The sequence below is a fragment of the Streptomyces sp. bgisy027 genome, assembly GCF_057710365.1.
In genome coordinates, this window is the sequence record NZ_JBYIVZ010000058.1 from 50,888 (window position 1) to 61,611 (window position 10,724).

At 73.3% G+C, this 10,724-nt stretch carries 12 protein-coding genes; 6 read left to right on the top strand and 6 right to left on the bottom strand.

Going from position 1 to position 10,724, the window contains the following annotated elements; all coding sequences use genetic code 11:
• Positions 1 to 9 precede the first annotated feature (9 nt).
• Complete coding sequence (locus AC3ETA_RS39755) at positions 10 to 834, bottom strand: AraC family transcriptional regulator (protein ID WP_432197769.1); 825 nt, start codon at positions 832 to 834, stop codon at positions 10 to 12.
• 44 nt (positions 835 to 878) lie between these two features.
• The gene (locus AC3ETA_RS39760) at positions 879 to 1,457 is read right to left on the bottom strand and encodes a Uma2 family endonuclease (RefSeq protein ID WP_330353898.1); all 579 of its coding nucleotides are present in this window, start codon (positions 1,455 to 1,457) and stop codon (positions 879 to 881) included.
• Positions 1,458 to 1,620: 163 nt separating this feature from the next.
• Between AC3ETA_RS39760 and AC3ETA_RS39765 the strand changes: the two genes are divergently transcribed.
• Positions 1,621 to 2,385 (top strand): MerR family transcriptional regulator, encoded by a 765-nt coding sequence (locus AC3ETA_RS39765; RefSeq protein ID WP_432197770.1) that lies wholly within the window; start codon positions 1,621 to 1,623, stop codon positions 2,383 to 2,385.
• Positions 2,385 to 2,987, top strand: coding sequence for a hypothetical protein (locus tag AC3ETA_RS39770; RefSeq protein ID WP_432197771.1), 603 nt, complete (start codon positions 2,385 to 2,387; stop codon positions 2,985 to 2,987). The genes AC3ETA_RS39765 and AC3ETA_RS39770 overlap by 1 nt, the downstream gene beginning before the upstream one ends.
• On the opposite strand, the gene AC3ETA_RS39775 is transcribed toward AC3ETA_RS39770, so the two are convergent.
• Complete coding sequence (locus AC3ETA_RS39775) at positions 2,929 to 4,380, bottom strand: RNB domain-containing ribonuclease (protein ID WP_432197772.1); 1,452 nt, start codon at positions 4,378 to 4,380, stop codon at positions 2,929 to 2,931. The genes AC3ETA_RS39770 and AC3ETA_RS39775 overlap by 59 nt on opposite strands.
• 73 nt (positions 4,381 to 4,453) lie before the next feature.
• On the opposite strand from AC3ETA_RS39775, the gene yaaA reads away from it, so the two are divergent.
• Positions 4,454 to 5,236, top strand: a complete 783-nt coding sequence (gene yaaA / locus AC3ETA_RS39780) for a peroxide stress protein YaaA (RefSeq protein WP_432197773.1) — start codon at positions 4,454 to 4,456, stop codon at positions 5,234 to 5,236.
• Positions 5,237 to 5,319: 83 nt separating this feature from the next.
• Positions 5,320 to 5,952 (top strand): bifunctional 4-hydroxy-2-oxoglutarate aldolase/2-dehydro-3-deoxy-phosphogluconate aldolase, encoded by a 633-nt coding sequence (gene eda, locus AC3ETA_RS39785; RefSeq protein ID WP_432197774.1) that lies wholly within the window; start codon positions 5,320 to 5,322, stop codon positions 5,950 to 5,952.
• On the opposite strand, the gene AC3ETA_RS39790 is transcribed toward eda, so the two are convergent.
• The 3 genes from AC3ETA_RS39790 to AC3ETA_RS39800 are packed head-to-tail and all read right to left on the bottom strand — an operon-like array spanning position 5,935 to position 8,965.
• Positions 5,935 to 7,317 (bottom strand): bifunctional RNase H/acid phosphatase, encoded by a 1,383-nt coding sequence (locus AC3ETA_RS39790; RefSeq protein WP_432197775.1) that lies wholly within the window; start codon positions 7,315 to 7,317, stop codon positions 5,935 to 5,937. The genes eda and AC3ETA_RS39790 overlap by 18 nt on opposite strands.
• Positions 7,318 to 7,367: 50 nt before the next feature.
• Positions 7,368 to 8,111, bottom strand: coding sequence for a zinc ribbon domain-containing protein (locus tag AC3ETA_RS39795; RefSeq protein WP_432197780.1), 744 nt, complete (start codon positions 8,109 to 8,111; stop codon positions 7,368 to 7,370).
• Positions 8,108 to 8,965 carry a Nif3-like dinuclear metal center hexameric protein gene (locus tag AC3ETA_RS39800; RefSeq protein ID WP_432197776.1) on the bottom strand — a complete coding sequence of 286 codons (858 nt, stop codon included), beginning with the start codon at positions 8,963 to 8,965 and terminating at the stop codon, positions 8,108 to 8,110. The genes AC3ETA_RS39795 and AC3ETA_RS39800 overlap by 4 nt, the downstream gene beginning before the upstream one ends.
• A 221-nt stretch (positions 8,966 to 9,186) precedes the next feature.
• Between AC3ETA_RS39800 and AC3ETA_RS39805 the strand changes: the two genes are divergently transcribed.
• On the top strand, positions 9,187 to 10,413 hold the full coding sequence (locus tag AC3ETA_RS39805; RefSeq protein ID WP_432197777.1) for a hypothetical protein: 1,227 nt from the start codon (positions 9,187 to 9,189) through the stop codon (positions 10,411 to 10,413).
• A 96-nt stretch (positions 10,414 to 10,509) separates the two neighbouring features.
• Positions 10,510 to 10,662 (top strand): hypothetical protein, encoded by a 153-nt coding sequence (locus AC3ETA_RS39810; RefSeq protein ID WP_163016998.1) that lies wholly within the window; start codon positions 10,510 to 10,512, stop codon positions 10,660 to 10,662.
• The last annotated feature ends 62 nt before the right edge of the window (positions 10,663 to 10,724 follow it).

Here is a 10,724-nt window from a genome sequence, read left to right on the forward strand (position 1 = left end):
TCGGCCCCCTCACCGCCCGCTGTCTTGAACGCTGTTGCGGTACGCCGCCGGGGTCACCCCGAGCACCCGGCGGAACCAGCGCGTGAGATGTGCCTGGTCCGCGAAGCCGACCAGGCCGGCCACCTCGGCCGGGCGCAAACCGGTTTCCAGGAGGCCGCGGGCCCGGTTCACGCGGTACTGGGCGAGCCAGGCGTACGGCGGCAGCCCCATCGTCGTACGGAAGGCGCGCAGGAGCTGGTAGCGGGAGAGGCCCAGGTCGGTGGCGAGGGACGCGAGGGAGGGTGGGGCCGTGACCTCGTCGGCGAGGCGGTCGCGGACGGCCCTGGCTATGTGGTCGGCGCCCGCGACCGTGTCCGTCGTCGCCCGGGCGGTGGAGTGGCGGCGGGTGAGGGCCGTCATCAGCCACGGGATGCGGGACTCGGCCTCCAGGGGGTCGGGGCAGGCGGCGAGTTCGGCGTGGGTGCGGCGCAGGGCGTCGGAGAGCCGGGGGTCGTCGAGGAGGGGCTCGTGGAAGTGCGGTACGCCGGTGCCCAGAGTGCCGTCGGTCAGCAGCGACGGCTCGGCGTACAGGGCGCGGTAGGCGTAGCCGCCGGACTCGCCGGGGCCGCCGGTGTGCATCTCGCCCGGTGCCAGTACGACGATGGAGCCCAGGCCGGGACGGATGTGGCCGCCCCGGTAGTCGATGATCTCGCTGCCACCGACGCAGACCCCGATCGTGAACTCGTCATGGGCGTGCGGGGCATACACGTGCCGGTCGAAGCGGGCGGTGAGCAGGTCGAGCGGCGGCCCGTCCCGGCCCAGCCTGGCTCTGGTCCACAGCGCCTGTTCACCCACGTTGCACCTCCGGGCCACTCCCGGAAGGTGCAACGCCGGGAGCGTCAGAGAAAGTCCGCCGTGTCCAGGTCGAAGCCGAAAGGTTCGGGGAGGGTGAGCGGCTTACCGAAAGGGCGCGCGCAGTGCTGGCGGTAGTCGTCCTTCTCCGGGTCGCTGAACATCGTGATCGACGTGGTCTCGCGGTCGACCAGAAGGTAGAGCGGAATACCGCCCCGGGCGTAGCAGCGGCGTTTGGCCTCGCGGTCCACCTGGGGCTTGGTGGACGTCACTTCCAGCACCATGGCGACGCCGTCGCAGGGCATCCAAGAGTCGGCACCCCGGTAAAGCCGCAGTTCGCGGGGGGCGAAGGTACCGTCAGGGATCGCGTGGTCCTTCGGACAGCCGCCGCCGCTCCGCAGCTTCAGCCCCTTGTTGCCAGAGAAGTCCATGTCCGTCTTGGATCGCTTGATCACCTGCCTCACGATCAGGCTGATGTAGTCCTCGTGGTCCCCATCCGGCGGCGGCGTCACAACGATCTCCCCCTCGATCAGTTCTGCCCGGAAACCCTCCGGAGTGTCGAGGGACAGGAAAGTCGCCAGCAGTCCTTCAGCCGGCGTGATCGGCTCATGAGCCACGGCAGTCATGTCGCGTCCCTTCTTCGGTCGCTCGCCAGACTCGGGCATCGCAAGATCACCTGTCCGTGAGATCGGGAACCGTTCCCTCGATCGTGGCACACGGCAGACGCCACCGTCAGGCGCCGGGCCCTCCGCTTGACCTTGCCGCAACGTCAACGTCTCTACTGGTCCCATGCGGATCGGAGAACTCGCCGCCGCCGTCGGTGTCACCACCCGGACGGTGCGGCACTACCACCATCAGGGGCTGCTGCCCGAGCCGGAGCGGCGGGCGAACGGGTATCGGGAGTACACCCTGCGGCATGCCGTCGTACTGGCGCGGATCCGGCGGCTGACGGAGCTGGGGCTGGGGCTCGCCGAGGTGCGGGACGTGCTCGCCGAGGACGCCGGGAAGGATCTCGCCGAGGTGCTCACGGAGCTGGACGAGGATCTCGCACGGCAGGAGGCGGCGATCCGGGAGCGGCGGCAGCGGCTGCGGACCCTGCTGGAGACGGAGGGCGCGGTGACCGCCGAGGGGCCCGTGTCGCCCCAGCTCGCGGCGCTCTTCCGGGACATGGGGCAGGTCTCCGACTCGCCCATGGCCGTCAAGGACCGGGAGATGCTCGCGCTGATCGAGACCACGGCCGGCGCGGAGGGCCGGGACCAGCTCGTGGGCGCGTTCGAGAAGGCGTTCACCAGGCCGGGCGCGAAGGAGCAGGTCCTCGCGGCCTACGCGCTGCTCGACGACCTCGCCGACGCCGACCCCGCCGACCCGCGCGTGGACGACGCGGCCCGCGCCCTGGTCGACTGCCTCGCCCCCGACCTGCTGCCGGAGAAGCTGGACGTCGACCCCGACAGCAGCTTCCTGCGCGCCTTCTACGCCGATTTCGCACCGGCTCAGGCGGCGGCCGTCCGACGCACCTTGCGCCTCCTCATCGAAACGGAAGGAGACGGGCCTTGATGCGGACCGTACTCGTTCTCGTCCGGCACGAGCTGCGGCTCCTCGCGAGTATCGGGCTGTGGGTGGCCCGGCGGACCAACGGGCTCGGTACCGGTACCGGCTTCGGATACGCGCGCGGCCAGGGCAGCGTGCTGCTGGGATTCGGGTTCGTGATCGTGATCGAGTCGATCATGATGTCCGTGCTGCTGCGGAACCATCCGGCCGTGCAGCGGGCGTGGTTCACGGTGGACGTGTACACCCTGGTGCTCGTCGTCGGGATGCACGCCGCCTCCGTCGTACGGCCGCACGTCCTCGACGACCGCGTCCTGCGCGTCCGGCGTGCCGTGCACGTCGATCTGCGCATACCGCTGGAGAAGATCGCCCGGGCCCGCCGCGAACTGCGCACCACCCATGAGCGGGCCGAGGGCGAACTGAACCTCGCGATCGGCTCGCAGACCACCGTGACGCTCGAACTCACCGAGCCCGTGGCCCACTTCACCTTCCTCGGGCGTCGGCAGGACATCCGGCTCGTGCGCTGTCACGCCGACGACGCCGACAGCCTCGTCAAGGCGATCGCACGGGCTCGAAGCGTACCTTCGCCGATCCCGGATCCGACTGGGTGAGCCGGACCCTGATCCGCTCCCCGAGCGGCAGCCGCTCCCCGTCCGTGTTCTCGATCCGGCCGATGATCGCCGGGGACTCCAGCTGCACGGTCCCGACGGCGGGCCGGCGCTCCTCCACCTCCACCACACAGCCGTCGAAGACCTCCCCCACCCGGTCCTTCAGCAGTGCCGCCTCCACGATGTCCAGGCACTCCCGCTCGACCGTTCCCGCGCGCCGGCTGCCCTCGGCCATCCGGGCCGGCAGTGCGTCGAGGGCGGCCGCCACCCACTCGGGCACCGGCCGGCCGGCGGCGGCCGCCAGGCAGATCTCGGACGCGTACCGGTCGACGAGGCGGCGCAGCGGGGCCGTGCAGTGGGCGTAGGGGGCGGCCACGGCGGAGTGGGTGGTGATGGGCGGGAGGGCGCCACCGGTGAACACCGTGTAGCCGGCGCCGCGCAGCAGCGTCGTGCACTCCTGGAGGAAGGCCGCGTGGTGCGGGCGGTGCGGATCCAGGGAGCGGACGAGTTCGGCGTACGACACGTGGTGCGGCCAGTCGACGTACAGGGCGTGCGCGGTGTGGCGCAGGCGGCCCACGGCGCCGTCGGGGACGGCGGGGAGGGTGCGCAGGATGCCGGTGCCGAGGGACAGCGTCAGGTCGGCGGCGGCCATGCCGGTCAGCAGGGAGATCTGGGAGTTCCAGCCGTCGGCGGGCAGCGGGGCGCGGTAGGCGAGCTCGTAGGTGTGGTCGCGCTCGACGATCTCCTGCTCGGGCACGGCGAGCGAGATGCCGCCCCGCTCCACCTCCAGCTTCTCCCGCAGCAGCCCGATCTCCCGCAGCAGCGCCAGCGGCTCCTCGGCGGTCCCCGCGTCGATCTGCTTCTGCACGCCCGCGTAGTCCAGCCTGGCCCGGCTGCGCACCAGGGCCCGGGTGACGTCGGCGGCGACGGTACGGCCGTCCCCGTCGAGGTCGACCGTCCACAGCACGGCGGGCCGGTCCTGGTGCGGGAGCAGGCTCGCCGCACCCTCGCTCAACGACTCGGGGTGCAGCGGAACGCGCAGGTCCGGGAAGTAGAGGGTGGTCACCCGCCGGTGGGCCTCCTGGTCGAGCGGGCCCGCCGGTACGACGAAGGCGGCGACGTCGGCGATGGCGTACCGGACGCGGTAGCCGGTGCCGTGCCGGGAGAGGTGCATCGCCTGGTCGAGGTCGGTGGAGCCGGGAGGGTCGATGGTGAGGAGGGGGAGGTCGGTGGCGTCGTACGAGGGGAGGGCCGGGGTCTTCGCCGTCTCCTCGGCCTGCGCCAGCGCCTCGGGCGGGAAGCCGGCGGGGACGCCGAGCTCGTGGCGCAGGGCGGTGAGGGCGGCCCGGAGGGGGGCCTCGGGGGCGCCGGTCACCCGGATGTGGCGGCGGGGCATGTGTCGAGCGTAGGGCGAGGGTCGCCGGGTGGCACGCCGTACGCTGTGGCGGAGTTCGAGTGAGGGAGTACGTGTGCTTGTCCTGTTGCCGCCGTCCGAAGGCAAGGCCTCGTCCGGTCGTGGTGCGCCGCTGAAGCTGGAGTCGCTGTCCCTGCCGGGGCTCGGCGAGGCCCGGGAGGCGGTGCTGCGGGAGCTGGTCGAGCTGTGCGCCGGTGACGAGGACAAGGCGCGGGACGTGCTCGGGCTGAGCGAGGGCCTGCGGGGCGAGGTGGCGAAGAACGCCGGGCTGCCGACGGCGGGCGCGCGGCCGGCCGGGGAGATCTACACCGGGGTGCTGTACGACGCCCTGGACCTGGCGTCGCTGGATGCCGCGGCGAAGCGCCGGGCGACCCGGTCGCTGCTCGTGTTCTCGGGACTGTGGGGCGCGGTGCGCGTCAGCGACCGCATTCCGTCCTACCGCTGCTCTATGGGCGTGAAGCTGCCCGGCCTCGGGGCGCTCGGGACGCACTGGCGGGCGCCGATGGCGAACGTGCTGCCCGAGGCGGCCGGGGACGGCCTGGTGCTGGACCTGCGGTCGTCGGCGTACGCGGCGGCGTGGAAGCCGAAGGGCGAGGTGGCCGGGCGGACGGCGTCGGTACGGGTGCTGCACGCGCCGACGCGGAAGGTCGTCAGCCACTTCAACAAGGCGACCAAGGGGCGGATCGTACGGAGCCTGCTGACGGCGGGTGCCGTGCCCCAGGGACCGGCGGAGCTGGTCGAGGCGCTGCGGGACCTCGGGTACGAGGTCGAGGTGGAGGCGCCGGCCGGGGCCGGGAAGGCGTGGACGCTGGACGTGCTGGTGGAGGAGATCCACTAGCGCGACCGCGGACGCGGGGCCGACCCATTGCAGCCTGCGCAACGTGCTTTGCGCATGTTGCATCCCGACGGCAGGATGAGGCCATGACCTCAGTCCTGGATCTCGCGCCCGTCGTCCCCGTGGTCGTGATCGACGACCCCTCCGACGCCGTACCGCTGGCCCGGGCGCTGGTCGCGGGCGGGCTGCCGGCGATCGAGGTGACGCTGCGGACGCCGGCCGCGCCGGCGGCGATCGGGGCCGTCGCGGACGCGGTGCCGGAGGCGGTGGTCGGCGCGGGCACGGTGATCACGCCGGAGCAGGTGAGTCTTGCGGTCACGGCGGGAGCGCGATTCCTGGTCAGCCCCGGCTGGACGGACCTGCTGCTGGAGGCCATGCGGGCGTCCGGGGTGCCGTATCTGCCGGGGGTGTCGACCACGTCCGAGGTGGTGGCGCTGCTGGAGCGCGGGGTGCGGGAGATGAAGTTCTTCCCGGCCGAGGCGGCGGGCGGCACGGCGTATCTCAAGTCGCTGAACGGACCGTTGCCGCAGGCCCGGTTCTGCCCCACGGGCGGGATCGGTCCGGCTACCGCGCCCGACTATCTGGCGCTGCCCAACGTCGGCTGCGTGGGCGGCAGTTGGATGCTTCCCGCGGACGCGGTGGCGGCGCGGGACTGGGAGCGGGTCGAGGCGCTGGCGCGCGCGGCGGCAGCGCTCGGCGGCTCACGCGCGCAGGTGTGAGGTGTCGTTGAAGAGGCGGACGCTGGCGTTGCCGTCGGCGTAGTACGCGACCGCCGAGAGGGAGGCCGCCGAGAGTTCCATGCGGAACAGGGACTCGGGCGGGGCGCCCAGGGCGAGGCGTACGAACGTCTTGATCGGCGTGACGTGGCTGACGAGGAGGACCGTGCGGCCCGCGTACGCCGCGACCAGCTTGTCGCGGGTGGCGGCGATCCGGGTCGCGGTCGCCGCGAAGCTCTCGCCGTCGCCGGTGGGGCGGGCCTCGGGGTCGGCGAGCCAGGCGCCCAGGTCGTCGGCGTAGCGCTCGCGGACCTCGCCGAAGGTGAGGCCCTCCCAGGCGCCGAAGTCCGTCTCGCGCAGGCCGTCGTCGACGGTCACGTCCAGGCCGAGGTGGGCGGCGACAATGCCGGCGGTCTCCCGGGTACGGGTGAGCGGCGACGCGACGACGGCCTGGACGGTGCCGCGCCGGGCGAGGGCGGCGCCGACGCGCTCGGCCTGCTCCCGGCCGACGTCGGACAGCGACGGATCGGTCCCGCCGCTCCCCGAGAACCGCTTCTGGGGCGTCAGAGGTGTCTCCCCGTGCCGCAGCAGCACGAACGTGGCGGGCGCCCCCATGTCGGCGGGCCCCCACCCGGTCGCCGGCGCGGCCACGCTCCGCGCGGCCCTGACATCGGCTTCGGCCCTGACATCGGCCTCGGCCCTGCCGTCAGCCCCGGACCCGGCATCTGCCCCGGACCCGACGGCTCCGCCGCCCGGACCCTCCGCCGCTCCGCGCCGGGAAGCCGAACCGGCGGAAGCAGAAGCGCCGGCAGCCCGCCCCTCCGACAGCGCCGCACGCGCCCGGGCCGCGCCCGCAGCTGCGTCTCCGGGCGGGCCGGACGGCTCGGCCGCGGCCCTCGCCGCCCTGGCGTCAGCCGCCGCCGACTCCGCCGTGGAAGCGGACGCGCTCCACTGCTCCCCCCGCTTCCCGGCGTCCATCGCCTCGTTGGCCAGCCGGTCCGCGTGCTTGTTCTGCTCCCGGGGGATCCACTCGTACGTCACCTGGGGCGCCGGGAAGACCTTCGACGCCTCGAAGGCCAGCGGCTTCATGTCGGGGTGCTTGATCTTCCAGCGGCCCGACATCTGCTCGATGACCAGCTTGGAGTCCATGCGGACGTGCACCGTGGCCGTCGGGTCGAGTTCGTGCGCGGCGCGCAGGCCCGCGACGAGGCCGCGGTACTCGGCGACGTTGTTCGTGGCGACGCCGATGTACTCGGCCGCCTCGGCCAGCGTCTGCCCCGTGGCCGCGTCGATGACGACCGAGCCGTAGCCCGCGGGCCCCGGGTTGCCCCGTGACCCGCCGTCGGCCTCGACGATGAACTCCCGCACGATCAAAGCCCCTTGCCTACCGGGTCCCAAAGCCCCTTGCCTACCGGGTCCTACAGACCGGACTCCGCCGTGCGCACCAGGATCCGGCGGCAGTTCTCGCAGCGCACCACCGTGTCGGGCGCGGCCGCGCGGACCTCGCTCAGCTCGGTGATGGCGAGCTCCTGGCGGCAGCCCTGGCAGGTGCGCTGGTACAGCTTGGCCGCGCCGATGCCGCCCTGCTGCCCGCGCAGCTTGTCGTAGAGCGCCAGCAGGTCGGCGGGGACCGACCCGGCCATGACCTCGCGCTCCTTGGTGACCGTGGCGACCTCGCCGTCGATCTCCTCGAAGGCGGCGTCCCGGCGGGCGGTGGCGTCGTCGACCTTGCCCTGGACCGCGCCGACCCGCTCGGTCAGCTCGGCGACCCGCTCCTGCGCGGACTCGCGGCGCTCCATGACCTCCAGGACGACGTCCTCCAGGTCGCCCTGGCGTTTGGCGAGGGAGGTGATCTCGTGCTGGAGGTTCTCCAGGTCCTTCGGGGAGGTGACGGCGCCGGAGTCCAGGCGCTGCTGGTCGCGGGCGGCGCGCTGGCGCACCTGGTCCACGTCCTGCTCGGCCTTGGTCTGCTCGCGGGCGGTGTCGCTCTCCTCGGTCTGCGCGGCCACGAGCAGGTCGCGCAGTTGGGTGTGGTCCTTGGTCAGCGACTCGATCTCGGCGTGCTCGGGCAGCGACTTCCGCCGGTGCGCGAGCTGCTGGAGGCGGACGTCGAGGGCCTGGACGTCGAGGAGTCGGATCTGGTCGGCCGGCGCGGCGTTCAGTTGGGGGCTCCCGTGGTTCGAGTGGGCGGGTTGGACGCCGCGTGGGCGGTCCAGGGGTCGGTGACCGTGTCGGAGACGTGGACGCGCAGTCCCCATCCGTTGCGGTCGGAGATCTCGTCGAGCTGGGTGGCCGCCAGCTCGCACCAGGGCCATTCGGTGGCCCAGTGCGCCGCGTCGAGCAGCGCGAGAGGACTGTGGGCGCGGGCCTCGGAGACCGGGTGGTGGCGCAGGTCCGCGGTGAGGAAGGCGTCGACGCCGGCGGCCCGCACCTGGTCGAAGAGGCTGTCGCCGGATCCGCCGCTGACGGCGATCGTGCGGACCGTCGCCTCGGGGTCGCCGGCGACGCGGATGCCCTGCGCGGTGGCGGGCAGCCGCTCGGCGGCCTCCAGAGCGAGCTCGCGCACGGTGAGCGGGTGGTCCAGCTCGCAGATCCGGCCCAGACCACGGCGGCCCGACGGGTCCGTCGGGTCCGGCACCAGCGGGCGTACGACCCTCAGATCCAGGGCGCCGGCCAGGGCGTCGCTGACTCCGGGGTCGGCGGTGTCGGCGTTGGTGTGCGCCACGTGCAGGGCGATGTCGTTCTTGATCAGGGTGTGCACGACGCGGCCCTTGAAGTGCGTCGCCGCGACCGTCGTCGTACCGCGGAGGTAGAGCGGGTGGTGGGTGACCAGCAGGTCGGCGTCCAGCTTCACCGCCTCGTCCACGATCTCCTGGACCGGGTCGACGGCGAACAGGACCCGGGAGACCTCCTGGTCGGGGTCGCCCACGACGGTGCCGACCGCGTCCCAGGACTCGGCCCGTTCGGCGGGCCACAGGTTCTCCAGCGCGGCGATGACTTCAGACAGACGGGGCACGAGGGCAAGGCTACCTGGCTGGTCCCCGCGGATGTACCGGCGCCGGAGCCGCTCGCCCGCCCCGCCGGCCGGCCGTGCGCACGGGCCGCTCCGCTCAGCACAGACACCCCTGTTTCCTCAGGCGAATCGTTCCTCTGCCATCCCTTTGTGTGAAGCGGAACGTCCCCGGTCCCACGCCTGTGCGTGCGAAAACTAGCTTCGTCACCGGAGGTGACCGGACCATGACGGCCAGTGCGTCCCCTGAGCTCTCGACCGCGTTCGAGGAGGAGGGATCCCCACCGCCCGTGGCGAAGGACGAGGGCGGCGACACGCCTCGTACGGAGTGCACCATCACGGCGGACGGTTCCTACGCCGCCCGTCTCGCCCTCGACGGCGACTGCTGGTTCGCGGAGCGCTGGACCCTGGACGGTCCCGAGCCGTACGCGGTGCCGCTGCCCTCCCATCAGCCGGAGGAGCCCGGCACCGAGGTGCAGCCGATGGGCGACGGGCGGGTCCTCATCCGCCGGCCGACCGACGGGCGGCACGTCTTCTCGCTGCTGTATCCGACCGGGCCCGGCACCGGCGAGCTCGCGCTGGGCGCGGTCCAGTGCCCGCAGGAGGGGACCCGGCTGCGGATGCTGCCGCCGGCGCCGGGCGGCGACAGGGCGTACGCCCTCGCGGTGGGCCGCGGCTCAAGCACCGTGTGGCTGGTGGCGGGCGGCGCCTACGGGCCCGAGCACGTCGCGCGGATCCCGGGGCGCTGTTCGGGCGGGGTGTGGCTGGACCGGGAGGGACGGATGCTGGCCCTCGACCGGGAGTCGGAGGGCCGCACCAAGGCCGTGGTGGTCGATCTGGGGCGGGGCGGCGAGGTGTCGCCGCTGTTGCAGATCGCGGCCGACAGCGACGACCGGGTCCTGCTCGCCGACCCGGACAGCGGGCTGCTGCTGGTCCGCTCGGACGCGCCCTCGCCCGGGCAGGAACGATTGGGCTGGGGGGTGCTGGGCAGCACGCTGCCGGTGCGCTTCCCGGAGTGCCTGCGGATGCCGGAGTGCGCGGTGACACCGTTCGCGATCCAGCCGGGGCAGGTGCTGACGCCGGAGAGCTGCGGGGTGGCGCTGCGCATCGACGGGCCGCTCGGCAGCTGGGTCGCGGTGTGGCGGCCCGCCGAGCGGCAGCTGCGTCATCTCGCGGCGCCCGAGGGGTGGCTGGCGGGGGCCGGGCAGTGGACGCGGGAGGGGGTGCTGCAACTGCCGTACGCCACCGAGGAGGTGCCGTGCGGGGTGGCCCGGGTGGAGGCCGCGGGGGCGCCGGGTGCGGGGGTGACGGGCGCCGTGGACGCGGGGCCGGGGACGGCGGCGGAAGCGGAACCGACGGCCTCGACGGCCGCGGAATCGGACCCTCCGGGTCCCGTCGCGCCTCGCCCCGTTCCGTTGCAGCAGGCGCCGTTGGGCGGTCTTGTAACGAAGTAGTGCCGGTTGGCGTGGCCGCCTGGATCCGCCCCGTGGTGGGCCGGTTAAACTCGCCCGGCTGTTAGAAGGATCATGTTTACGGGGTGAGCTGTACCGATGAGCAACGCCAGCACGACCCAGCCGTCGTCCGACGTCCAGGAGTCCGCCGGCCACGGCAGGCACCGCGGCCCGGTCTCGGGCCAGGACAGCGAGACGGCCCCTCGCGGCCGCCACCGCAAGCCGGTCGAGGAGACCGAGCAGGCGGCCTGACGCCGCGAGCAACGGCACAAGGCCCTGTTCCTCACGGAGGAGCAGGGCCTTTCGCCTGCCTG

What these genes read in the sequence shown, in the direction of transcription:
- eda (WP_432197774.1), top strand. Translation starts at nt 5,320, where the DNA reads ATGACCTCAGTCCTGGATCTCGCGCCCGTCGTCCCCGTGGTCGTGATC.
- AC3ETA_RS39770 (WP_432197771.1), top strand. Translation starts at nt 2,385, where the DNA reads ATGCGGACCGTACTCGTTCTCGTCCGGCACGAGCTGCGGCTCCTCGCG.
- AC3ETA_RS39775 (WP_432197772.1), bottom strand. Translation starts at nt 4,380, where the DNA reads ATGCCCCGCCGCCACATCCGGGTGACCGGCGCCCCCGAGGCCCCCCTC.
- AC3ETA_RS39810 (WP_163016998.1), top strand. Translation starts at nt 10,510, where the DNA reads ATGAGCAACGCCAGCACGACCCAGCCGTCGTCCGACGTCCAGGAGTCC.
- AC3ETA_RS39765 (WP_432197770.1), top strand. Translation starts at nt 1,621, where the DNA reads ATGCGGATCGGAGAACTCGCCGCCGCCGTCGGTGTCACCACCCGGACG.
- AC3ETA_RS39760 (WP_330353898.1), bottom strand. Translation starts at nt 1,457, where the DNA reads ATGACTGCCGTGGCTCATGAGCCGATCACGCCGGCTGAAGGACTGCTG.
- AC3ETA_RS39805 (WP_432197777.1), top strand. Translation starts at nt 9,187, where the DNA reads ATGACGGCCAGTGCGTCCCCTGAGCTCTCGACCGCGTTCGAGGAGGAG.